At 61.1% G+C, this 22,742-nt stretch carries 18 protein-coding genes and 1 pseudogene; 6 read left to right on the top strand and 13 right to left on the bottom strand.

The annotated features are described in order from the left end of the window. Positions 1–9: 9 nt before the first annotated feature. Complete coding sequence (locus ACP2YO_RS14835) at positions 10–195, bottom strand: hypothetical protein (protein WP_426441497.1); 186 nt, start codon at positions 193–195, stop codon at positions 10–12. Positions 196–646: 451 nt separating this feature from the next. On the opposite strand from ACP2YO_RS14835, the pseudogene ACP2YO_RS14830 reads away from it, so the two are divergent. After that, positions 647–1,624 (top strand): annotated as a pseudogene (locus tag ACP2YO_RS14830) (oligosaccharide flippase family protein); the annotation flags it as partial. A 381-nt stretch (positions 1,625–2,005) separates the two neighbouring features. On the opposite strand, the gene ACP2YO_RS14825 reads toward ACP2YO_RS14830, so the two are convergent. Together ACP2YO_RS14825 and ACP2YO_RS14820 are read right to left on the bottom strand one after the other, a co-directional pair. Continuing rightward, positions 2,006–3,004 (bottom strand): glycosyltransferase family 2 protein, encoded by a 999-nt coding sequence (locus ACP2YO_RS14825; protein WP_426441496.1) that lies wholly within the window; start codon positions 3,002–3,004, stop codon positions 2,006–2,008. Positions 3,005–3,018: 14 nt separating this feature from the next. Then, complete coding sequence (locus tag ACP2YO_RS14820) at positions 3,019–4,131, bottom strand: GNAT family N-acetyltransferase (protein ID WP_426441495.1); 1,113 nt, start codon at positions 4,129–4,131, stop codon at positions 3,019–3,021. Positions 4,132–5,058: 927 nt separating this feature from the next. On the opposite strand from ACP2YO_RS14820, the gene ACP2YO_RS14815 reads away from it, so the two are divergent. Together ACP2YO_RS14815 and ACP2YO_RS14810 are read left to right on the top strand one after the other, a co-directional pair. Beyond that, positions 5,059–5,808: a YkgJ family cysteine cluster protein gene (locus ACP2YO_RS14815; RefSeq protein WP_426441494.1), complete on the top strand. Its 750-nt coding sequence runs from the start codon at positions 5,059–5,061 to the stop codon at positions 5,806–5,808. A gap of 561 nt (positions 5,809–6,369) precedes the next feature. Beyond that, positions 6,370–8,310, top strand: a complete 1,941-nt coding sequence (locus ACP2YO_RS14810; protein WP_426441493.1) for a sigma-54-dependent Fis family transcriptional regulator — start codon at positions 6,370–6,372, stop codon at positions 8,308–8,310. Positions 8,311–8,402: 92 nt separating this feature from the next. Here the strand turns inward: ACP2YO_RS14810 and groL are convergent, their stop codons facing one another. The 10 genes from groL to ACP2YO_RS14760 all read right to left on the bottom strand — a co-directional run bounded on the left by groL (position 8,403) and on the right by ACP2YO_RS14760 (position 18,325). Continuing rightward, complete coding sequence (gene groL / locus ACP2YO_RS14805) at positions 8,403–10,031, bottom strand: chaperonin GroEL (RefSeq protein ID WP_426441492.1); 1,629 nt, start codon at positions 10,029–10,031, stop codon at positions 8,403–8,405. An 80-nt stretch (positions 10,032–10,111) separates the two neighbouring features. Further along, entirely contained in the window at positions 10,112–10,900 is a 789-nt protein-coding gene (locus ACP2YO_RS14800; RefSeq protein WP_426441491.1) for a metal-sulfur cluster assembly factor, read from the bottom strand. Positions 10,901–10,905: 5 nt separating this feature from the next. Then, the gene (locus tag ACP2YO_RS14795) at positions 10,906–11,949 is read right to left on the bottom strand and encodes an amidohydrolase family protein (protein WP_426441490.1); all 1,044 of its coding nucleotides are present in this window, start codon (positions 11,947–11,949) and stop codon (positions 10,906–10,908) included. Between the two features lie 112 nt (positions 11,950–12,061). Beyond that, positions 12,062–12,418 carry an MmoB/DmpM family protein gene (locus ACP2YO_RS14790; protein WP_248879294.1) on the bottom strand — a complete coding sequence of 119 codons (357 nt, stop codon included), beginning with the start codon at positions 12,416–12,418 and terminating at the stop codon, positions 12,062–12,064. Between the two features lie 47 nt (positions 12,419–12,465). Then, the gene (locus ACP2YO_RS14785) at positions 12,466–13,569 is read right to left on the bottom strand and encodes an aromatic/alkene monooxygenase hydroxylase subunit beta (RefSeq protein ID WP_426441489.1); all 1,104 of its coding nucleotides are present in this window, start codon (positions 13,567–13,569) and stop codon (positions 12,466–12,468) included. Positions 13,570–13,618: 49 nt separating this feature from the next. Beyond that, a complete protein-coding gene (locus ACP2YO_RS14780) occupies positions 13,619–14,662 on the bottom strand; it encodes an FAD-binding oxidoreductase (RefSeq protein WP_426441488.1) in 1,044 nt (347 codons plus the stop codon). A 99-nt stretch (positions 14,663–14,761) separates the two neighbouring features. Then, positions 14,762–16,432: an aromatic/alkene/methane monooxygenase hydroxylase/oxygenase subunit alpha gene (locus ACP2YO_RS14775; protein ID WP_426441487.1), complete on the bottom strand. Its 1,671-nt coding sequence runs from the start codon at positions 16,430–16,432 to the stop codon at positions 14,762–14,764. Positions 16,433–16,583: 151 nt separating this feature from the next. After that, positions 16,584–16,781 (bottom strand): hypothetical protein, encoded by a 198-nt coding sequence (locus ACP2YO_RS14770; RefSeq protein ID WP_426441486.1) that lies wholly within the window; start codon positions 16,779–16,781, stop codon positions 16,584–16,586. Between the two features lie 71 nt (positions 16,782–16,852). Further along, positions 16,853–17,224: a hypothetical protein gene (locus ACP2YO_RS14765; RefSeq protein WP_426441485.1), complete on the bottom strand. Its 372-nt coding sequence runs from the start codon at positions 17,222–17,224 to the stop codon at positions 16,853–16,855. A gap of 57 nt (positions 17,225–17,281) precedes the next feature. Then, the gene (locus ACP2YO_RS14760; RefSeq protein ID WP_426441484.1) at positions 17,282–18,325 is read right to left on the bottom strand and encodes an NAD(P)-dependent alcohol dehydrogenase; all 1,044 of its coding nucleotides are present in this window, start codon (positions 18,323–18,325) and stop codon (positions 17,282–17,284) included. 337 nt (positions 18,326–18,662) lie between these two features. Between ACP2YO_RS14760 and ACP2YO_RS14755 the strand changes: the two genes are divergently transcribed. The 3 genes from ACP2YO_RS14755 (at position 18,663) to ACP2YO_RS14745 (ending at position 21,682) form a co-directional block, all read left to right on the top strand. Next, positions 18,663–20,543: a sigma-54-dependent Fis family transcriptional regulator gene (locus ACP2YO_RS14755; RefSeq protein ID WP_426441483.1), complete on the top strand. Its 1,881-nt coding sequence runs from the start codon at positions 18,663–18,665 to the stop codon at positions 20,541–20,543. A 97-nt stretch (positions 20,544–20,640) separates the two neighbouring features. Further along, complete coding sequence (locus ACP2YO_RS14750) at positions 20,641–21,063, top strand: SseB family protein (RefSeq protein ID WP_426441482.1); 423 nt, start codon at positions 20,641–20,643, stop codon at positions 21,061–21,063. 280 nt (positions 21,064–21,343) lie between these two features. Next, complete coding sequence (locus tag ACP2YO_RS14745) at positions 21,344–21,682, top strand: hypothetical protein (protein ID WP_426441481.1); 339 nt, start codon at positions 21,344–21,346, stop codon at positions 21,680–21,682. The last annotated feature ends 1,060 nt before the right edge of the window (positions 21,683–22,742 follow it).

The raw sequence follows: 22,742 nt of genomic DNA, 5'->3' as shown, positions 1-22,742 counted from the left end.
CACGCCGGATCATCCGGCCAGATCGCAGCAGCAACGCAAGCCGACGACGACGATTCCGGAACGTGCGTTGCTGTTGGTCGGACTGATCGGAGCGACAGCCGACACGCCGGCCCTGCGATTGCTCAAAACGTTCACGCCGACATCAGTCGACAAAACGCAAATCATAGCGAGCGGCACACTTGTGGTGCGCATCATGACGGCCTCCATTTTTCTCTTTGCCCAAACGTCGATTTGTTTGGTGTAGGCCCACTATCCTCCTCTCATAGATGCAGACAACTTTAAGTGGATTTTAGCGTTAACCGTATTATCGGTTTCGTTGATGGCATCATTTATGATGATGCATCCATCAACATTTATGCCGACGGCGAACTCGTTCGACGTTTGATTGAATTGTCGCGCAGCAGTTTGCTCGCCGTGCAGACGCACAATGCGATTTTTCTTTGCACTACTCGTTGTGGATTCAAGAGATTGCGTCGAACATGCACGCGTGCGTGCGACATTTGGGACGACGACAATGAGAAGCGCCGTTCGCATCGCATGCAGTCGCGTAAATGCGCGCGGATAGCGTCGTTGCACCGACGTGCGCCATTAACGTCAATTTCGAACAGCACACCGCGCGCGATATGAAGTGCATCCGAGCCTGATAATGTTGTGCTCGGGCGATCCGCCGACAACCAGGGCCGCTGGACCAGTGCAACACCTCAAAGCTGTTAGCCGGACAATCTCGACGGCCACTCCGCTGATCGTCAGCTATCTGCTCTCGAGCGGATCGCTGGCCTCGGCCAGTCTTGCCCAGCTTGTGACGTTCGCGATTCTGGCGCGCGCGCTGGGGCCAGCCGAGTTCGGTCTGTTCGTGCAGATATCAGCCGTCACCGCGATCGCGGTTCAGATCTGCGGCCTCGGCGCCGCGGACTGCCTGGTTCGCGGGGTGTCGCGCGATCCCGGAAGTTATCCCAGCCTTCTCGGCCACAACCTTCTTCTGATCGGCCTCACCGGTGTCGTGCTCGTGTTCGGCGGAGTCATGGCGATGTCGTCCTGGCCCCACATCGATTCCGGCATCTCGACCATCGCCCTGCTGTTCTTCGGCAACGTCGTGCTCGTCCGGGTCATCCTTCTCGTCGAGACGGTGTTTCTCAGTTTCGGCGAGGTGCGCTCGGCAAATCGCTCGGTCGTCGGCTTTGCTCTCGTGCGCACGGCCACCGCGGCCCTCGCCTGTATCGTCTTTGGCACGGCGAGCCTGTCCGAATGGGCGGTCTGGCAGTTCAGCGGCCACCTGATCTACGCGCTCGTGGCAACGGCGTGGCTGCGACCACTCGGCCGGCCTCGCTTTGTGATCCTGCGTGAGGAGCTGCGCCTGGGCATTCTCTTCAGCTCGCAATTCGTGGTGCGGGCGGTTCGATCCAACGTGGACTTGTTTGTAATCGGCCTGTTTGCCCCGGTCGAGACGGTCGGCAGCTACGGCGTGGCGCGACGAATCATGGACAGCAGCTATCTCTCGATCGACGCCTTCAACCGGCTGGTCTATCCGCGCTTCGCACGCGCGAGCCGCGACGGGCTCTATTTGGCGCTGCCCGCGGCGAAGCGTGCGCTCGGCGCGGCGCTCGTGCTTGGCGTCGCGACGTTCCTCATCCTGTTCGTGCTGGCACCATACCTTCCGCTGCTGTTCGGTCGGGACTATCACGATCTGACGTTCTTCGTGCGCTGCCTTTCGGGCACGATCGTCCTCGTCGGCGCCTGGGCGGTGGCGGTCGACCTGTTGGGCGCATCAGGGCGGCAGGGCGCACGAGGCCCTGATCCTGAACGGCACCAACATCCTGGGCAGCGGTCTTATCGCGGCAGCGACGTGGCTCGCCGCACCCATCGGTACGTTCGTCGCGCTCTATGTCATCGAAGGATCTGTGGTCATTTCCGCGTGGCTGGTTCTGCTCGAGCTCTCGCGCCGGAGCCGCCAGGACGCGGCAGGCCCCCGCCCCACCGCTGGCGCATTGTCACAGCCGCTCTCCCCTTAAGGAGCGTCGTGCACGACCCGGCTGTCGATCCACACCGCCGGAGCCTTGCGGCTCTGGAAGAAGCCAAGCGGCAAGGCGGCGGCGTGGAAGAACCACGCGACGATCGCGTAGCAGCCGAGTGACAGGCTCCGCTGCCGCAGGCTCATCAATCCGACGACGCCGGCGATCAGACCGACGTCGATCGCGAGCCCCAGCGAGAGCGTCGGTGTCACGAACGGCAGCGCGACCATCGCGATCACCCAGAGATAGACCGCGACCCAAAGCTTCAGCTCGGGCAGATCCTCAACCAGTTGCTTCCATTGCGGCTTTCCGAATGCCGCCCGCAACAATTCGCCGATCCCCCGCAGGTAACCCGATTTCCAACGCCGGACGAGGAGCGCATAGGCGTTGAGCGCATGTCCGAAATGGCGGACGAAACGGCGGTCGAGACGATGCAGGGTCCAGCCTCGCGCCCGCAACCGCACACCGAGATCGAACTCCTCGTAGCCGTGCAGGTTGCGGTCCGACAGATATCCGGCCTGCTCGACGGCCTCTCTCCGATAGAGCCCGCCGCCATTCATGCGGTCGATCGCGCCCGTCCGGTTCTCCGGCGAAATCCTCCGGCCGCGCCGCACATATTCGAGGCTGGTATCGTTCATCTCCTCGACGTGGCCGGTCACGCCGGCAACGCCGGGGTTGGCTGCGAGATAGGCGAGAGCGTCGGGCAGGAAGTCCGGATCGAGCAACATGTCGCCGTCCATCAGGCAGATGAACGGCTCGCGGCTGTACTGGAAGCCGAGTTGCGGACCGATGCCGCAGCTCGGACGGATCGCGGGCTCAAGCTGGACAACGCGGGCCGGATAATTCGCCGCCATAGCAAGTGTGCGGTCACGCGAACCGCCGTCGGCCACGATGACCTCGCCACCGATCGCTTCGAGCGCAGCCAGCACGCTCTCGATCGCGGGACCGATCCTGGCCTCTTCGTTGAGCGTCTTGAGGATGACCGACACTGCCATCGCGATCACCTGCCTTAGTAAAAATCAGACATGAGCCGGCTCCAGTCCTCGCCGGCGAGACCACCGATATAGATATCTCCGCGCGCGACGACATCGTTCACTTCCGGAACCCGCGTCAGCACCATCGCGAAGGCCTTGTGCCGGAAGACAAGCCAGCGTTGAAGCGCGAGCCCGGCCATCAAAGCAGGCTGCGCACGACCGCGGGCTTCCAGATGGCCGGCGCGGTCGAGATCGCGAAACATCGCGTCCAGCACAGCGGTCTCCTGACCTGGCAGCGACATGATATTGAGAACATGCGCGGTCCGACCCGGCGCGGCATAATAGACGAAGCAACCGGTAATCGCACCGGTGCGGTCTTCGACCGCGCGGATCGTGAACGTGCCGAGCTGGGTGTTCTGCGCGGCCAGGGAAACCAGCCATGAGAGTTCGTCCTCGGGCCACAAGGGGCGTACCGCGTAGTGGGCAATGAGCCGGGGCGCATGCTCGAGGAAGGCCGAGACCGACATCTCCGTCACCTTCGGACCGGCCGGGTCAACTGCGTCCTTTGCGGCGAGCCGGCGTCGGAGCAGGGCATCGACGGGACGTGCGAGGGCCGCCAGACCCGGATCCCTGCGGCGCAGCAGACGCTCCGCAAGGCGTCCGGCCAAAGCCCCCAGAGGACGGAAGCTGCGCGACCATTCGAGATTCTGTACGGAAATCGGCTTTCCACCAATAGCCAGCATATGGTTGCAACTCGTCGGCGAAGCGCTGTCGCAGAAGGAGAAATCGGCGCGCCTGGGCCGCAAGGCAAGGATGAGCTGCGCCGCGCCGACGGCCTCTTTGTCGGTCATGAAGACGCCGAGAAGCCGCCCGGGCACGACATTTCCGCAAGCAACGAAACGCATTGGCACAGCAAGCAGAGCGCTGCGGATGCTCCCGTCTTGTTGCTCGTAGATCTGCGTACCCGCCGTCTCGCTGTAGGACGGAGAGCCCAGGGTGAGCACTCGCAGATAGTTTTCAAGGTCCGGTCCCACCTGCCTGTCGGCCCCCCTGAAGATCTTGAGGAAAAGCCGAGCGACCGCGGGCACGTCCGCAGCGGTCATCGGCCTGACGGCGCCCTTGCGCTTGGCAGGCACATCAACAGGCATTGATGTCTCGAGTTGCGACATTCTAGCGCGCAAGGTTCGATACGGGGTCGTCAGGCGCGCCACACAGATCGGCAGCGCGGACGCCAGCAATATGGAACATTGAATTCAGCATGCTTCGCTACTCAATTTCCCGCCCAATCATCGTAACGGCATCGTCGAACGTCAGTATCAATGATGATCAAATCTCGATGACCCTGTCCCCTCATCGCTCCTATCTGATGGTGCGCCCGGGCGGTCTTCGTACTGGCCCAACGAAATCGGATGTACCCGTCCGACTGCGCCGTATCGGCGCTCTTCGTTGTAGCATCTCCACCAACCCTCCAACTTCGCGCTGATATCGTCAAGGACATCAACCTGTGGAGGTTAATGCGCGCCGGCCCGAAGCTCGCCGGTGCAGGCCTCGATAAGCACTGATGCGTCATTTTCGTGAGCAGTGGCTTGCAGTTGGCTGGAGGTGAGTTTGACCACGAAGACGTGATGAGCAGCGACCTGCGGCGACCATCCTCGACGAGTGCAGGACCGAGATCGTCGACCTTCACGATCCGCTTGCGGTAGTGACGACCAGTACTGGGACAGGCCTGATCCTCAATATCGAGTTGGATGCAGCCGCGATGTCAGCGGGCGGATGATGCGAGGCTGGGGCGCGGTTGCCATGTCCCGGTCCGCCCGCTTCCGATCGAACCGGCGTTGCCGGGTTGAAGCCGCAAGGCGCTGCCTTTGCGTTACCTCCGCCGACGGCTCTCCCGCAGCAGGCAGGCGGCACCCTTCCGGGAGGAACGATCCCGGCGTTTTGGCCGATATTGGCTGCGGCTATATCCCCGAGAGGATGGTGGGTGTACCAAGGCTCTCTGCCTGTTATTTTTCTTCGACGCGTAACAACCGCGCAGGGTTCACGTATCGAGACAAGAACCTTGGGGAAGCAGCTTGATGAATCTCCATTTCGCATGCAACAGTTGCGGCAAGTGTTGCCACGGACATCATATTTCACTGACCTTGCACGAGGCCTTGCGTTGGGTTGATGACGGCGGCCTGTTGGTCATACTGATCGAAGCATTCCTGGAAAATGGCGACGGAGTTCCCCCTGTACAGCGTGACCACGCGCAGCGCCGATCGTTGAAAGTGCGTTGTGGAGGAGCCAATGCCTACGTTACCATCACTTTCGCTGCGTATAACATCGGTACCTGCCGGTTCCTGACGAAAGACAAGCGTTGCGGTATCTATGAGCACCGCCCCCTCGTGTGTCAGATATACCCGGTTGAGATCAACCCGCATATTCAGCTCCGCCCGGAGCACAAGGACTGCGCTCCCGAAACCTGGGACGAGACCGGCCCGATGGTTTACAGCGACGGCCGCGTGGTCGACGGGGCACTTGCCCAATTGATCGAGCAATCGCGTCAGGCCGATCGCGATGACATCGGATACAAGGCAGACATTTGCCAGGAGCTGGGCATGGATGTCACGGCGCTCAAGGGCGATGGATTCGCGGTTTACCTTCCTGATACAGGCATCCTGCGCGCCACGATCGAAGCCGTCATGAAGTCAAGGTCCGCATCTGCGCCAAGAGAGCAAGAGTGGTCATTCTATTCGTCTCGCACTGAAGTTATCTCCCAACTGGGAGCCATGAACGCCTCGATCATGAAAGACATGCCGAGGAATGCTACGTTCGTCCCCATCTGACATGAAGGCCTCCTCCAGCGAATCAAACAGCAGCGTCTGGTAAACGGGAGATTCAACGGATGAGCTTTCCACGGCCGAGGATACTACCGCAGGCCACTCACGGATGCTGCGCTGCACTGGTCACAACGAGCTCTCGCCCCGATTTTTGAACAGATCGAGCCGCCCCCTCGGCAAATCGATCGCTGCAGCGGAGTAGAGATCGGAACCCGCTGCTTGACCGGTTCCACCGCAACACAGCGAAACCTCCGATCGCTACCTTTGCTAGAACCGTTCAAAAAGTATACGCTGATCTCGTCAACGGGCTTCAGAGAACGGCCTGGGACTTCAGGGAAGTGGGACGCTGAAGGGGTTGTTTGATTGCACGGCGCGGCCGGCTTCACAGCGGGTGCGACGGGTATGGGATCCGATGCAGGCGGCCGTCCGAGCAGCCTGGCTGGGTTTAACCGTCGCGCCTTGCGTGATCGAACCGGCAGTTGCGACAGGCAGTCCCCGCATTCAGGTGATTGATCGCAGGGCCCGTCACGACCGGGTCCAGCCGCTTTTCACCTCGGAGGAGCCGGGATGGACCAAGGAGAAGTGCTGGCGGCGTGGGAGAAGTTCGTCGAGCGCGGAGCGTTGTCGTCCGATTTGAGGTCGTCGGTGGCAGCGTCGTGGCAGAGATCCAGGAACCACCACGTCACCATCGACCGTGCGCAGGCGCCCCTCGTCGCCGACGCCGAGTTGTTTCGCCATCGCTCCAAATACGCTTCGCTCCGTCATGCCGCGCGGTGCGCGCTCGAGAATTCGAAGACATTCCTGCGTGACGCAAATTCGATCATGATCCTCACCGATCCCAGTGGGCTGATCATCGATACGCAGGGCGACGATAGGGTCATTGACGCCGGCCGCGCGGTTCATCTTGAACACGGTGGACGTTGGAGCGAGGCCGACATCGGCACCAACGCGATCGGCGCCGCGATAGCGGAATCGAAGCCGGTCCAGATCCGCGGCGCAGAGCATTTCTGTTCGGAGGTCCAGCGGTGGACCTGCGCTGCCGTTCCGGTTCACGATCCGAGCGATGGCGAGCTGCTTGGCGTGGTGGACATCTCGGGCCCCGCGAGCACATTCAATCCGCAGAGCCTCGCTTTGGCTGTCGCGGTCGGCCACCATGTGGAAAGCGTTCTGGCACAATCAGTGCGACAGGAACATGAGGAATTGTTGTGCCGCTTTCTCGCCAAAAGATCGCAATGGTCGAACGACGAATGCATCGTGCTCGACCGCCGAGGCACGATCCTCCATGCCACCGAACGCGCCCTGAACGCTTTTCGGCGTGACCACCACGGCATTCACGACGACGCGCCAACCCGATTCCTAAAGACGGTTCCCTTCGAGGAGTGGCCAAGCAGGTTGAAGGAGCTGCTTCCAAACGCCAGTTTTAATTTCGTCGAGAATGAACGCTCCGGCATCGGCGCCATTGTGGTGCTGCATGCACGACGGCGCCCCCTGATCGTGCATCGCGACGTTCAGAAGTCGAGATCCGAAGTTGAACGCGACGAGACCGCGAATGCGGTGTCGGCGCGAAAGGATTTGAAGCCGGCCGGCCGGTCTCCTCAGCACGCGGCCGGGAGCACAGCCGCCGGATTCGTCGCCCGCGATCCCGCGGTGCGAGCCATCGTCCGTCAGGTCGAGACGGCGGCGGCGCGCAAGATGCCCATCCTCATCCGCGGCGAGACCGGGACGGGCAAGGAACAGCTTGCCCGCCACGCCCACGTGGCGAGCGGGCGAACGGGTGCCTTCATCCCCGTCAATTGCGCCGCCTTGCCCGAAAGCCTGATCGAGACCGAACTCTTTGGCTATGCCGAGGGCGCATTCACCGGGGCGCGGCGCGGTGGCGCGACTGGACTGGTCAAGGAGGCGGACGGAGGCACGCTGTTCCTTGACGAGATCGGTGACATGCCTGTCGCATTGCAGGCGGTGCTTTTGCGTCTGCTGGACGACTGGACTGTACGCCCGGTCGGCGGCGTCCGATCGAAGGTCGATGTTTTTCTGATCTCCGCCACGAACGCCAGGCTCGACAAGGCCATCGCCGAAGGCCGGTTCCGTTCCGACCTGCTCTATCGCCTCAACACGCTCGAGGTGACGCTGCCGAGGCTCCGGGAACGCAACGATTTTGACGCCATCGTTCGCCATCTGCTGGATGCGATCGACCCGAATTGCGGCATCACGCCGGCGGACATTGCGCATCTCGCCGCACGTCCCTGGCCCGGCAACATCCGCGAGCTTCGCAATGTGCTGGCACGCTTCACCCTCGCCGCTGCAAACAGCTCCATCAAAGAGGCCGGTGCGGAGGACATCATCGCTCAACGCCCGGAGGCAGAGCCCGGATCGCTCCACGACGTCCACCGGGCCCGCATCCTTGTGGTGTATGCCGAGACCGCGGGAAACGTCAGCGAAACGGCGCGACGTCTCGGCGTCTCGAGAAACACCATCTATCGCGCCCTCGGGCAAAAGAAGCCCGAATGAAGCCATAGGATCGTCAACCGTCGGTACTGCGGATATCGCAGCGCGCGTGGCAATCGAACGCCAGCTGATCAACTCAGACCGACGATCCTCCATCAGAGCAGTTCGGCGCCGCCGCCGCGAGCTGGTCCGGCGGTCGGATCGTAATCATCCGGCTTCTTGGCGATCAACGTTTGCGTCGTCAGGATCAGCCCGGCCACCGATGCCGCATTGCGAACCGCGCTATAGCAAACCTTGACCGGATCGATGATGCCGGCTTCGACCAGATCGACGGCCTTGCCATTGCGCGCGTCGAGCCCGTGACCGTTCCTCTCCTTGGCGATTTTCGCAACCACCGCCTCTCCGTTCAGGCCGGCATTGGCTGCAATGTAGAAAAGCGGACGGCTGAGCGCGCGTTGCAGCAGTTCCGCGCCCTGCTTCGCGCTACCGCCCAGACGACCGGTCAACTCGTCTAGTTTTCCAGCGGTTCTGAGCAAGGCCAGTCCACCGCCCGGCACGATGCCCTCTTCGATCGCCGCGCGGGTCGCGTTGATCGCATCCTCGATCAACTGGGTTCGGCGCTTCTGCTCGACCGGCGTCGCCCCGCCCGCGAGAATCATCGCCGTGCCGCCCGACAATTTTGCGATCCGCTCCTGGAATTTGTCCCGCTCGATATTTTCAGGGGCGGCATCGTATTGGCGCAACACTTGCTCGCGTCGCGCGGCGATGGTCTTTTGATCGCCACCGCCCGCCGTGATCAGGGTCTTCGAGGCAGAAATACGCACCTGGCGCGCGGACCCGAGGTCGTGCAGCTCGGCCTTTTCGAGCCGGCCGCCAAGATCAACCGAGATGACGCGGCCTCCGGTCGTGATCGCAATGTCCTCGAGCATTGCCTTGCGCCAATGGCCGAACTCCGGCGGATGGATCGCGGCGACCTTGAAGCCGCCTTTTTCCCGACGCGCGAGCAGTTGCATGATCACCGATGGCGCCACTTCCTCGGCGATGATCAACAAGGGTCGCCCGCTCCTCTCGATCAGCGAGATCACACCAGCCAGCTGCTCCCCGGTCTCGATCTTGATATCGGTCATGAGGATGAACGGATTGTCGAGAACCACCTGCATCTTCTCGACATCGGTCACCATGTGATGCGAGAGATAGCCGCGATCGAAGGCCATGCCCTCAACGATTTCCAGCGTCGTCTCGACCGTGCTGCCATACTCAACGGCGACGATGCCGTGATTGCCGGCCCGCTCGAAGGCCTCGGCCACCATGTCGCCAAGCGCCGCGTCGTTGGCGGCAATGCTCGCAACGGCACGCAGACCGCTCGCGCCCTGCAGCGGCTTTGCCGAACGCCTCAGTGCAGCGATGGTTTCGGTGACCGCCAGCTCCAGCCCTTCAACCAGCTCGACCGGATTGGCGCCGGCCGCGAGACATTTCAGGCCGTCTTGGACAAGGACGTCGGCGAGCACGGTGGCCGTGGTAGTGCCGTCGCCCGCCACCTCGTTGGTCCGCGCAGAAACTTCCCGCAGCACCTGCGCGCCCATATTCTCAAACGGGCATTCGAGCTCGATCTCGCTGGCGATGCTGACGCCATCGCGCGACACGATCGGCGTGCCGATCGGCCGATCCATGATCGCGTTCATGCCCTTTGGCCCCAGGGTCCCCCGTACCGCCTTGGCGAGCTTGGCGACGCCCCTGCCCAGCGCAGCCCTTGCATCTTCATCGTGCAGCATGATCTTCGGCATTGGATATCCCCGATTTTTGCCTTGAGGGTCGCCTGGTCTGGACTTGGTCTAGGTGCTCCGCACCGCCGTCGTGGCACGTGCTACGTGCCCGGCGACGCCGGCAGCGTTTTCGATTTCGGTATGAACGGTGTTTCGAGGTCGAAGCGCGCGGCCAGCAGGCCGCGGCACAGCGCGCCGTTGAACTCCGCATTGATGCCGACGCGCCGCAGGCTCGAAACGTAGCCGGCAAGGCCGTCGGCCTTCAGCCGCGCTCCCGTTGCATCAACAAAGGCCGGCGCATCGGCACTCGCCGGGCCGACAACGGCGCGTCGCTCGAGATAACGCTGAACCAGCTTCTCACCGGCATCGTCGAGCGGCAGGCAGGCGAGCTCTGCCAATGTCAGGCTGACGATCTCACCGGCAGACTGTCCCAGCGCGACGAGATGATTGAGCAGCGCAACCTGCCGGCGCTGGAATGCCTTGACGAGGAATGTCTGCCGCAAATCATCCACGCTACCATCGGCCTCCGCGCCGAACGTCTCCTGGAACGAGCGCCCCTCGGCAAGACCGGCATTGATCTTGTCGGCATACATGTGCTCGCCCAAGACCACGCTGACGCCCTTGACCCAGTCCAAGGCGCTGACCGCCTGGCGCATGTCGTCCGCCATCAGGAACGAAAAGTTCGCGGCGCACCAATAGGTCGGCAAGCGGAACTCGATGTGGACCCGGTCCTTGGCGTCCACATCGGCCCTGGTCACGAAATTCAGATCGGTGACGGATTCGTCGAGCTCCGGGTCCATCACGCCTTGCAGGCAGGCCCAAATCTGGGCCTGCTTGTCGTTGGACGACAGGCGGTTCGGCCGAACCGCCCCCGCACCACCACCATTCATGACCGTCACCTCGGTGCGTGCACAGCTTCGGGCAAATGGGCATAACCGCCGCCCGCCCGGATCTTCCTCTTCTGCGCTTCGACATCGATGCCGTAGATGCGCGCGGCATTGAGGCCGAGGATCTTGGTCTTGGCTTCCATCGACAACACCGAGCCGGTCTCCTTGGTGACATCGGCTGGAATTTCGAATGCCATGAACTTGTCGATCAGCCATTTCGGCGTCCAGATGCCGTAATCGCTGCCGTAGAGGATCTTGTCGGGTCCGACCCAGAACAGCAGCTCGGAAATCACGTGGGCGAAATACCCCGGCCGCGAATGGATGAAGGGCAACGCCACCGCGAGACCGGCGTAGACGTTGGTTTCCTGGGTGGCGATCCAGCAGAAATCGTCGAGACGCGGCAGGCCGCAATGCTCGACGATGAAGTTCAGATCCTGGAACGAAGTCGCGACGTCATCGATGTCGGCCACATCGAACGCGTCCCGATTCAACGGGATGATCGTCGGCCCCTTATGGACGTGAACGTTCTTGATCCCGAGCTTTTGCGCCGCCTCGAGATATTTATAGGACGCCTTGTCGGTGAGCTTGTAGCCCTTGGATTCGCCGCGCCACTCCGCGGTGTAGAGCTTGACGCCCTTAAGCTTGTGCTTCTCGGACAGTGCATGAAGATCCTCAATGCCCTTGGTGCCGTCACGCGGATCGAAAGCGCCATTGAGGATGAAGCGGTCCGGATGGCTCTTCTTCATTGCCGAATTTCGTTCGGTCGTGTTGAAGCCGTTCTTGTAGAAGTCGGTGAGATAGGTCGGCTGCAGAATCGCCATGTCGTCGTAGCCGGTGACGAACAAATCGTCGAACATCGTCTTGGCGTCGTACTTCTCGAACTTCTCCAGCGGCCACTTCTCCGACGGGGGACTCAGATTCGAATGATAGGCGTAGAAGCATTCGATGAACTGCTTGCCGTGGATGTTCTTCTGGTTGGCCGGGCTACCATCCCAGAAATGCGTGTGCCCATCGATGACAAAAATCTCTTCACCCTTGGCTGTCCTGTACATGGCGTTTCTCCTGGTCCCGCTGGATTGCGTGTTGCTATGAGGCGCGCGATTGATGTCGTCGAATGCGCCCGGCCGGCTTTGCGCCGGCCGGGACTTGTCCGCAGACGTCCGGTCAGACGATGTATTTCATCATCTCGTTCATGTCGCCGAACAGCATGACGGTGTTGTCATCGGTCATGACCATGCGGCCGTAGTGCGTCGAGGTTGAAATCTCGAAGAGATGCGGGGTCATGACCCGGCCGAGTTCCTCCGAAATCTCATCCATCTTGAATTCCATCTTGCCGTCGCCGTCGATGCGGATCATCGCCGGCATGTAGGTCACCCTGATGTGTTCATGACGGCTCATGACCTCGGCGATAGCGCGCGCCTCGACGCTATCGTTCATGGTTACTCCGCATTGATGCGACACCGTGTCCTCGAACGTGATGTCTTTCATCGATTTGAAGATGTTGTCATTCTCGTGCAGCATGTCGATCTCCTGAAGGATTGAGTGTGAAGGACGTGAAGCGATGTCGGTTACGACGCCAGAGTTGCCGGCACCGTCAGGCCGAGTTCGGAAGCGATACCCCTGATGCGGTTCTTTGCGTGCGCCATGGCATCGGCGAAGGCCGCGACCTTGACACGTGGCTGCGACCAGATCGGCTGCAGATGATTGGCCGCATCGAGCGCGAGATCGCCATGCTTGACCAACCACTTGTTGAACAGCGCGAGATTCTGCGTCCCGAAGGTCGGATCGGTGCCGAGGATGTGGAACAGCTCGACGGTATTGGCGAGATTGCGTTCATAGTCGGCCTCCGCAGCGGAGACGACGGCCGGCGTGATGAAATCGTTCTGCGCCGACGCCGCCTGCATCAGGAAACCGGAGCGGAACAGTTCGCCAATCAGCGGTTCGAACACCACGTTGGTCGCAAAATACTGCTCCAGATAGTCGTTTGAACCCATCACCGATTCAACCGACTTGCGCACGCCCTGCCAGATCGGATCTTCCAGCCAGTGCTGCTTGCCGGCGGCAATGTCGAAGCCCGGAAGGTCGAGACCGATTTCGCTCAGATAGAGCGTGAGATCCTGCGCGAAGCGGAGCTTGTAGGACGAGTTGGTCAGGATCGCATTGTTGACCATCTGCGTGTAGCCGTAACGCTGTGCCTGCATCGTCGAGGTGCCGAGACCGAATTCCGCGTGCTTGTAAGCGCCGAGATGGTTCTGCAGGATCTTCACCCAGGCGGGATCGAAGCGAGTCGGCGCACCGGATTTCCGGCCGTTTTCGATGGTGTTCTGCACCATGCCGCAGATCGTCGACTGGCGCTGATAATGCGTGCGCTCCCATTCCTGATCGACGGCGCGGAATTTGTGCCAGTTCGAGCTTTTCGCCGCGGTCCAGTCCTTGGAATAGGTCGGCGTTCCGTCAGGGAAGGAGATGATCCAGTCCTGCAGCAGATAGCGCTCGGGATCCGGCTGGACGTCGACCGTCATGTCTTCGTAGTGGGTCGCCTTGCGCCCCTTGGGTTCGAAGTAGTTGTACTTGCGGCTGTCGGAGCCGGGAAATACCGCTGCCCCGGCCGCCCCGGACTTGACGATGACTGCGGGCTTGGTCGCTGCTGCTCTGCTCGTTTGTGCGCTCATTGCTCACTCCCTTTTTGCCATTCTGTTCTGCGACGAACTTTGAACGCCGTCATCGCACCGCCGGCGTAAACTTGTCGAAATAGATGTGGTCCGGCTCGACGCCGTTCATTTGCAGGACGGGCAACACAGCGTCGATCATCGGAGTCGGCCCGCATGCGTAGGCGTCGATGGCGCCGCTCAATTTTTCCTCGCGCAGATGCCGCAGCACGACCTCGTGGATCAACCCGGTCTCGCCATCCCAGCTGTCGCCCGCGTCCGCGTGTGACAACGCCGGTACGAATTTGAAGTCATTGAGTTGTTCCGCGATGACCGCAAGCTCTTCGAGATAGAACAGGTCGGCGCGGGTGCGGGCTCCGTAGAAGAACCGCACCGGCCGTTGCTCTCCGCTCCCGATATGATCAGCCAGGATCGACCACAGCGGCGACATGCCCGAACCGCCGCCGATCAGCAGCATCGGACCCGGCCGCTCTTCGCGCCGGAAGCAGGTGCCGTATGGTCCCTTGGCGGTCACGGAATCGCCGACGGCCAATTTCCCGTCGAGCTGGGACGAAAACGCCCCGTTCGGATATTTCTTGATGATGAAGCGGAGATTGGTGTTCTCGCCCGGCGGGTTCGCCATCGAGAAGGCGCGGGTGATGGTGCCATCCTGAAGCGTCAGATCGACATACTGGCCGGCCCAGAACTTCAACGGCTTCTCGATCTCGATCTCCAGCAACCTGATGTCGGGTGTCAGCGCGCTGACCCCAGCTACACGCCCGGCAAATGCCTTCACCGCAATCGAGCGGCTGAGCAGGTCCTCGTCGTAGTTGAGCAGCTCGACGCTGATATCGCTGTAGACATGCGTCCGGCACAGCAGGACATGGCCGGTCTCGCTCTCGTAATCCGGCAGCGCGAAGGTCGAATATTTCAGCAGCTCGATGTCGCCATCGACCAGCTTCGATTTGCAGCTACCGCACTGGCCTTCCTTGCAGCCGTGCATCAGCGAGATGCCCTGACGAAACGCCGCGTCAAGGACGGTCTCGCCCTCTTCCACTTCCATCTCGATACCCACTGGCTCGAAACGAACCTTGTGAACCCGCACGTCGGTCATCATCCCAGCCTTCGTCATCGCAGTTGAATAGAACGATCGGGCAACTCGCTTGCCGATCCCGGCAAGAGGGGCCGCCGAAAGCGGCCCCTCCCGTCGTCATTGCTAGTTGCAGGGATTGATCTTGAAGCCCTTGCGGTATTCGGCGGTAGCGACCTCTCGCTCGATCGGCGACAACGCCCTGAAGCCGCGCAACGGACTGCCAAGCGTGTGTCCGCGCACGTGATCGAGCGTCCACATGTCCTTGGAGTCGAAGCGCAGATGCGGCTGCGCGATCATGGTCTTGCCGTCAGGACGGACAAAACCAAGATCCTTGATCGCATCGGCGACATCCCAGCCGTGATAGCAGTCTTCCCATTCACGGCGACCGCTGAAGCGGCCCATCGCCGGCGTCGCCCGACCCTCGTATTCGGCGGCGAATGCCACCTTGTGGGTCCAACGGCAGCCTTCCGAGCAGTAGGTGTACATCTTGCCGTCGACCTCGTCGCAGACGAAGTCTTCGCGAATCAGGCACGGGACCATGCAGCTCCAGCACCGGTGCGGGTACACATAGCCCACCTCGCTGTTGAAGAGGATATTGGTCTCGCCGGGTACGCTGAGCTTGGCGTGCCACTTCCAGAAGTCGCCGAATTCGGCGTACCAGCCCGGATATTTGTGCTCGAACCACTCGAAGTCCTTTTCGGTCTGAGCTTCGATGCGCCAGAAGTTCACCGACCAGCCGACCGTAAAGAATTGCGCGGTCTTGTGGACGTAGTTCTTCTTGACGATCCGGTCCCAGGCGGCAGCGACGTCGTCGTGATGGATCTTGATGCCGTATTTCTCGAGCGGCAGCATGTAGGTCCGGTAATAGTCCTCGTAGATCCAGCGATGCCAGAGCTCGGCGTAGGACTCCTTGTTCTTGTCGCGGTTGGTCGTGCCGTACTCGATGAACGTCCCGATCGCAGCATCGACAATCGCGTGATTCTGCCAGAACGCGTACTTCAGGTCGCGCTCAAGCAACTGGTGGTTCGACGGATCGTTGATCATCGCCATCAGCATCGAGTGACCGTTGCCGATGTGGCGGGATTCGTCCGACTGAACCGACAGGAACACGGTCGGCAACGCATAGTCGCCGTTGCGCGCCGCTTCCGACGGCATCGCCACGAACAAGGTGTTGGTGAAGGCCGTCTCGGCGACGACCGTCAGGTAGACGTTGGCTGCGGTGATTGCGTCGCCGGTCAGGAAGCCCTCGGCGAACTGGCGGCCGATCGTGGTCGCATAGCACTTGCCGAACGCGGCTTCGGTGATATCGAACCCTGCGGGATCGATATAATTCTCCATGTACCACTTCTTGAGGTTCATCTGGATCGTCGAGTGACGGAACTCGTCGACCATCTGCATCGTGAACCCGGTGCGCAGTTCCTCGCCGGGGGCCAGCCGTCCGACCATCGCCATCGAGCGCGCTGCCGAGATCTCCGGGAACGGGATGATCGCCAGGAACAGCTTCATCCACTCGACCCATCGCGGCTCGACGTTGCGGAACATGTCGCCGCGCAACGCCGCGTCGAGCGCACCGTAGACGCGGTTGTCCTTCTCTTCCTGCATCGGGAAATACGACCGCAGGACCTGCTTCATCGGGTCACGCGGCGTCTTCGATATCTTGTAGTCGGTCGGGAAGGTCATAGCCTCCTGCACGTAGCTTGGCGTCCAGCCAAGATCCGCGACACGGTTTGCCGCCTCAGCGATGCTGATTCCTTTCTGGGCGGTGATCTTGTTCAGTGTCAGACTTGCAGTCATTTCCAGCTCCTTTGAACGTTGCGTTATCCTTGGCATTCTCGCGTCAGTTCCAGGTCGAAACTCCTGGATCGCAGTCTTTGAAATTCTCGGCTGCAAAACACACTTTGATTTCGTTAAATGGATTCCTGATCTGCTAACTCATTGTCTCCCGTCAGCTCGGTTTCTCGACGCTGACGGTCTCGCCACCTCCGTTGGTCCGTTTGATGAGAGGCTTGCCTTCGGCGACGAACTTCGCCGAGAGGACCAACGCACCGATTGCGAAATCCTTGCCGTGGCCGGCGATCATGGCTTCCGTGATCTCGGCAAGCTGAACGAAGAAGGCATCTTTCGACCTCTCTTCGTCACTCATGTCCGATTGCGGAGACGGCGCTCGCTGCTGCCCCTCAGACGCAATCTTCGTTGTCGCCTTGCTCTTGCTCATCATGCATGCCCCGAACGCTGGTGTTCGCCGGACGAAGGGCCGGTTTCAATTTCAAGCAAGGATGTGTTGAGCCATTCCCGCTCCGCCACCAGACGCCGATGCTGCTCCCGGAGCATCTCCAGACGCGCGGTCGCTCGCCCCAATTCGGCATGCGCCTCGCTTCCGGCACCGGCGCTCGCTGCGTCGCGCAGGGCGCACGCGAGCTCAATTTCGGCGCCGCCGCGCGCATGCTCATTCCTGATCTGCAGCTCGCTGTTGTCGACCATCTCGTCGATCAGCCTGTCGCGGGCATTCATCCGATCGCGGGCACGCTGCAATTCAGCAGCTTGCTCGACGGTGATCTGTGGCCCGCGCGGGCTGTCGTTTGTCACTCGCGCCACTCTCGTTCGATGGTCCGGACTGAAGCTGGGCATTTCGCGGCACATGCCTTACGGGATCAGGACCGCGCGGCCATGGATGCGCCCATGATGCAGATCATGAAGCGCGTCGTTGGCCTCGCTGAGCCGGTATTCCTTGGTATGGAGTTCGACGAGGCCGCGATCGGCGAGCGCCATCAGCTCGACCAGCTCGGCGTAGGTACCGACCAGGTTGCCGACGATGGTCTTTTCCGACGTGATCATGTCGATGGTCGGGATGTCGATCTTTCCGCCATAACCGACGATGTAGTAGTAGCCGCCGTTCGCCGTCATCGACAGGCCCTTGGCGATGGCGTCGCCTTCGCCGACAAAATCGATCACGGCCTCTGCGCCACGGCCGCCGGTCAGCGCCAACACCGCCTCGACTTCGTTGCCATCCGCCTTCACGAGATGATGCGCGCCGCACTTCTTGGCGAGTTCGAGCGACTTTTCGGCGCGATCGATCACGATGATCTCCGCCGCGCAAAGTGCTGCGAGAACCTGGATGCCGATATGGCCCAGCCCGCCGGCGCCGATCACGGCGACATACTCACCGGGCAACAGATGACGGGACGCCTTCTTGGCGGCGCGATAGGCCGTCAGGCCGGCGTCGGTGTAGGGAGCGACATCCTTCGGCGCGAGCGACTTCGGCAGCTTGATGAGGGAGCGCTGTCCCGTCAGCAAATACTGTGCATAGCCGCCATTGGCATTGATGCCGGGAAATGAGCTGTCCAACGCATGCATGTCGTCGCCGCGCCGGCATGCGAGACAATGCCCACTGGTCACCAGCGGATGGCAGATCACGCTATCGCCGACCTTGACGCCTTCGACCCCCGGCCCGATCGCTTCGACCCAACCGGCATTCTCGTGACCCATGATATAGGGAAGTTTGACCTCAACCTTGCTGCGCCAGATGCCTTCGACGATATGCAGATCGGTGCGGCAGACGCCGGCACCGCCGATGCGCACGATCACGTCCATTGGGCGCGAAATCTTTGGGTCAGTCACGTCCTGGAATCTGACGAACTCCTTCGCCGTCAATTTTTCGTCGAACTCGTGAAGCACCGCAGCTTTCATTGAGTGATCCTCCCCTTGGAAATTTTTTATTCTGCCGGCAAGACGCGATCGCCATCCCGCTGAAGAAGTGAGCAAGGCCTGTGCCAAGCACACAACAGCCTGATCTTTCTATCGTTCTTGCAATTTCGACAGTGCTCGCGCCGATCCGCCTCGGAGCAGACTTCGCGACGGATTGTTCCGAGACGGAACAGTTTGGCGGCGCTAACAGCGCGTGGGTGAAAATTTGGATTTTTGATTGTTTGATCTATGATTGTGAAAATCGCGGGCGCGCGACAACGCCCGAAACCGGGCGGCGACCAAGAGGAAATCGCAGACAGCGATTTCAGGAGGAGCAATGATGCTGACCGCCAGCCGGCGCCTGGACAGTGCGTTGATGACGCTCGAGCAGCGCGGAGCGCCACCGGCAGAACTTCTGTCGGCCGATATCTATGACAGCTGGATGCGCTGTATTTCGCTTGGCCTCGACACCTTGCGTCCGCCTTCACCGGAGTTCGTGAACGCCGCAATCCTGCGTCAGGAGCAGCAGCGCTGTTCGCTCATTCGCGGCCTCGCACTCGCGGAGATGCACACGCTGCATCAGCAGATTGCCGGCTCCAATTTCATGATCGCCTTTGCCAACGCCGACGGCCTGCTGCTCGACATCATCTCCGACTCGAGCTTCAGCGACGCCTCGAACGCGGCGAGCATTCGGCCCGGCACCGTCTGGACCGAGGCCATCTGCGGCACCAACGGCCTTGGCACCGCCGCCTATCTCAAGCGCGCCATCGTGGTTCACGGGCGCGACCATTTTTTCTCGCGCTACAACAATCTCACCTGCATCGCAGCACCGATCTTCGCGCCCGATGGCGAACTGGCCGGAATACTGGATGCGTCATCGGATTGCATGTCGCGGCAGGCTCACACCCAGGCGCTCGTCGCGATGGCGGCAACCCAGATCGAGAACGGCCTGTTCCGCGAACATCACCGCGGAAATATTCTGATCGCGTTCCATAACCGCGGCGAATATCTGCACACGTTGAGCGCGGGCCTGCTGGCCGTCGACAACGAGGGCCGGATCCTGGCGGCAAACCGGGCCGCAAGCGTCCTGCTGCATGGCTTGCCGGCATCGCCGGGGCGCCGCTTCGCCGACGTCTTTCGTACGAAATTCAACGCCTTTGTCGATGAGGGCCGGCGCAAGGAACGTCAGCGCCTCGAGGACGAGGTCGGCAGCCAGTTCATCGCGACAATCGAGAACGCGCGTCAGTTCTCGATGATCCAGGCCGTCTCGCGGCCCCGGCCGCCGGCACCCAAGGACGTCCCCACCCAGTTCGTCTCCGCCGATCCGGCGATCGCAACCGTTGTCCAGCAGGTGGGCATCGCGGCCGTCCGGAAGATGCCGATCCTCATCCGCGGCGAAACCGGCACCGGCAAGGAACAACTCGCCCGCCATGCCCATGCGGCCAGTGGACGGGCCGGCCCCTTCGTCCCCGTCAATTGCGCGGCGCTTCCCGACAGCCTGATCGAGGCAGAGTTGTTCGGCTACGCCGAAGGCGCTTTTACCGGAGCCAAGAAGGGCGGGGCTGGGGGACTGTTCAAGGAAGCGGACGGCGGCACGCTCTTCCTCGACGAGATCGGCGACATGCCGGTGACGCTGCAGGCCGTGCTGCTGCGCTTTCTCGACGATTGGACCGTCCGTCCGGTCGGTGGCACCAAACGTCAGGTCGACGTTCTCCTGGTGTCTGCCACCAATGCCAATCTCGACGACTCAATCGCCAAGGGCCGGTTCCGATCGGACCTGCTGTTTCGCCTCAACACGCTGGAGGTGACGTTGCCGCCGTTGCGCGAGCGGTCCGATTTCGCCGAAATCGCCCGCCACTTGATCCAGAAGATCGATCCCTTGATGGATCTCACCGAAGGCGCGATCGATCGCCTGGCCGAACTGGATTGGGACGGAAACATCCGCGAATTGCGCAACGTTCTTTCCCGATTGTCCCTGACCGAGCCGAGAGATTTGATCGACGAGACCTCGATCGAATCGGCTCTTGTGCATTTGGGCGGCGAGCGCCTGGCTGGCAGGGTGGCGGGCAGCGGCGGACTCAAGGCCAATTTGCACGAGATTCAGCGCTCGCATGTGCTGACCGCGTATGCGGAAACCGGCAACAACATCAGCAAGACCGCACGCCGCCTCGGCGTTTCGCGCAATACGATCTATCGCGCCCTGCGCGGCAAGCAAGATTAGCCAACCGAGGCGAGGGCTCCGGGACGACGGCGCGATCTGGCTTTAACTGAAGGCGCCGACGTCGAGTTCCTCGTCGCGTTCAATTGGGAGGGTTGCCATGTTTGAACCGGAGAACAGTCTCGAAGCCCTTATGCAAGCCGCGGGAAGGGATTCCGGCATTATTCCGGCATTCTATCGCGCACTGCTGGAGACCGAAATTTATGTTCTGACACCGGAAGCGCCCATGAAGCCTGGACGCCGCCGTTCGCTTAAATTTCAAGAAGAGATCAATGTTGCGACAGTCGGCTTCCAGAACATGAGATGGCACCCCGCCTTTACATCGAAGAAGCGAATCTACGACTATATCAAGGAGCCCGAAGTGTGCCTTGGCGCCGCCGCGCGCAATCTGTTCGAGATGTTGCCTGACTCCAATTTCTGGCTCAATCCGTTGTCCGAATGCCAGAAGCCGCTGCCCGCGACCGAGATCGCCCTCCTCATGAGTGGCAAGATCTTTGACGTATCGATGAAGACCGCGCGTTAGGCGCGGTACTGGTGCAGCGCTGAACAACGCCAGCGAAGGGGGTCCGCTGGAGGAAGGACGTCATCCATCGGCGATCGATCGAATGCTCCGAGCGACCAGCCTCAACGCGCTTCTGGGTTACCGGGTTCAGCGTGCCCGTGCCGGTCACAATCGGAACCTCCACCGCTTCACCGCGCGGGACGCTGACGCGCGTGACCACGCCCGTGGTGACCGACACGTTCGGTGTTCGCACCTTGATCCGGCCAGCCGAGCAAACCGAGGTCAATCCAGGTGAAACGCCATGGTCGATGTACAAAATCTCTGGAGACGGCGTTCGATCGGATTCATTCTGATGGCACCAACGCTCGGCGTGGTCAGTGATGCGGCCGCTATCGAAAAGGTCCGTTTCCTGCGCGACGACATGGCGGCGATGGCGTGGGCCGTAGAGACTCGATTGCAGGGCGATCTCGACGCCCGGGTGATCGACCACGCCGTCCCGAGATCACGCGTCCAAGTGGACCGCTTCTTTCGCTACACGCGCTCTTCCGATGGCTCCGTCTTTCTTTGGCTGGCGCGCAAGTCAGGACAAAGCAAAGCTCCGGGCGGTCAGGCCTTCGCTTCGATATCGTTCGCGACATGAAATCGCCACCCTAGAGCGGCATTTCTGATCTTCGCGGCAAACAAAACCAGCCGGTTTGCCGGAACAGCCACGACCGCCTGTCGGAATGGCTCTCTCGAAAGGTCCCAAAGCTATTGAGAAGCTTGGTGGGCGCACCAGGGCTCGAACCTGGGACCCGCTGATTAAGAGTCAACCTCGGATTGAGAACAATCAATGACTTACCGGTCGCACCACTGGACTTATCCGGCCGAAGATGGGCGTTCGTCGCACGATGACAGAACGTCGCAACGAAATTCGTGGTAGTATTTGAGGAGACGATATCGTTAAGGCACCCCAAGAACTTTCAGGACCCGCAAAAGGGGTTATGCGTGAGCTGAGGCCACAATTTGCTGCTGGTCCGGAGGCTGAACGGCGACTAGCGTTCCGCCGTGCCCGTAGCTGGATGTCGCAAAAGACGATACCAAATTGCCCGAGCAAGCCGATATCAGCCATGTGGACGCCATCGGTCAGGGAAAGAGTTCCACCACTGTTGTCATTCTTCGGCGTATATCCGCCGGGGATGAAACGGACGGCCGCGCAGCACTTCCGACCGCCCTCGCCTCCCGCTGGATGCCCAGCCTATTTCCCGAACAGACATCCGACGCTTGATAACTTCCTAGGTCACGAGGGATGCGAGGGGCACTCGGAACGATTATGACAAAGTAAATAAACGCCGCCCCCCTGGGTTGCATGACGAAAACTTTCGTGCACTATTGGAAAATTATCTATGTCCGCCGCGGGGCCTCAGCCGCAGCTGATCGGCAGCTCTGATTTCGCGATTTGGCAAGAAATCATCAGCAACGGAAAACAGTCGACCTGAACGTGTTTCCTAGGACGTATTGCGAGTCCGAGGACGAACGACAATGGCGAGGTCAAAAAAAACAGAACGTCCTCAATTCGACCGCATAGTGGCGACATGCGCCGCGCTGGTAGTCGTCTGCTTAGGGGTATATCTGCTCGTCCGCAACGAGCCAATCGCCGATCCCAGACTGTTCCTGGTGATGCGTGTGCTGCTCAGCTTTAGCACCGCTCTTTTGGGAGC

This window comes from Bradyrhizobium genosp. P, from assembly GCF_049949265.1.
Lineage (GTDB): Bacteria > Pseudomonadota > Alphaproteobacteria > Rhizobiales > Xanthobacteraceae > Bradyrhizobium.
Note: the sequence above shows the minus strand (reverse complement) of the source record. Positions and strands in the feature narration are given on the sequence as shown.

What these genes read in the sequence shown, in the direction of transcription:
- ACP2YO_RS14800 (WP_426441491.1), bottom strand. Translation starts at nt 10,900, where the DNA reads ATGAATGGTGGTGGTGCGGGGGCGGTTCGGCCGAACCGCCTGTCGTCC.
- ACP2YO_RS14790 (WP_248879294.1), bottom strand. Translation starts at nt 12,418, where the DNA reads ATGCTGCACGAGAATGACAACATCTTCAAATCGATGAAAGACATCACG.
- ACP2YO_RS14835 (WP_426441497.1), bottom strand. Translation starts at nt 195, where the DNA reads ATGATGCGCACCACAAGTGTGCCGCTCGCTATGATTTGCGTTTTGTCG.
- ACP2YO_RS14795 (WP_426441490.1), bottom strand. Translation starts at nt 11,949, where the DNA reads ATGTACAGGACAGCCAAGGGTGAAGAGATTTTTGTCATCGATGGGCAC.
- ACP2YO_RS14815 (WP_426441494.1), top strand. Translation starts at nt 5,059, where the DNA reads ATGAATCTCCATTTCGCATGCAACAGTTGCGGCAAGTGTTGCCACGGA.
- ACP2YO_RS14750 (WP_426441482.1), top strand. Translation starts at nt 20,641, where the DNA reads ATGTTTGAACCGGAGAACAGTCTCGAAGCCCTTATGCAAGCCGCGGGA.
- ACP2YO_RS14755 (WP_426441483.1), top strand. Translation starts at nt 18,663, where the DNA reads ATGCTGACCGCCAGCCGGCGCCTGGACAGTGCGTTGATGACGCTCGAG.
- ACP2YO_RS14785 (WP_426441489.1), bottom strand. Translation starts at nt 13,569, where the DNA reads ATGAGCGCACAAACGAGCAGAGCAGCAGCGACCAAGCCCGCAGTCATC.
- ACP2YO_RS14780 (WP_426441488.1), bottom strand. Translation starts at nt 14,662, where the DNA reads ATGATGACCGACGTGCGGGTTCACAAGGTTCGTTTCGAGCCAGTGGGT.
- ACP2YO_RS14810 (WP_426441493.1), top strand. Translation starts at nt 6,370, where the DNA reads ATGGACCAAGGAGAAGTGCTGGCGGCGTGGGAGAAGTTCGTCGAGCGC.
- ACP2YO_RS14770 (WP_426441486.1), bottom strand. Translation starts at nt 16,781, where the DNA reads ATGAGTGACGAAGAGAGGTCGAAAGATGCCTTCTTCGTTCAGCTTGCC.
- ACP2YO_RS14775 (WP_426441487.1), bottom strand. Translation starts at nt 16,432, where the DNA reads ATGACTGCAAGTCTGACACTGAACAAGATCACCGCCCAGAAAGGAATC.
- ACP2YO_RS14745 (WP_426441481.1), top strand. Translation starts at nt 21,344, where the DNA reads ATGGTCGATGTACAAAATCTCTGGAGACGGCGTTCGATCGGATTCATT.
- ACP2YO_RS14760 (WP_426441484.1), bottom strand. Translation starts at nt 18,325, where the DNA reads ATGAAAGCTGCGGTGCTTCACGAGTTCGACGAAAAATTGACGGCGAAG.
- ACP2YO_RS14825 (WP_426441496.1), bottom strand. Translation starts at nt 3,004, where the DNA reads ATGGCAGTGTCGGTCATCCTCAAGACGCTCAACGAAGAGGCCAGGATC.
- ACP2YO_RS14820 (WP_426441495.1), bottom strand. Translation starts at nt 4,131, where the DNA reads ATGCCTGTTGATGTGCCTGCCAAGCGCAAGGGCGCCGTCAGGCCGATG.
- groL (WP_426441492.1), bottom strand. Translation starts at nt 10,031, where the DNA reads ATGCCGAAGATCATGCTGCACGATGAAGATGCAAGGGCTGCGCTGGGC.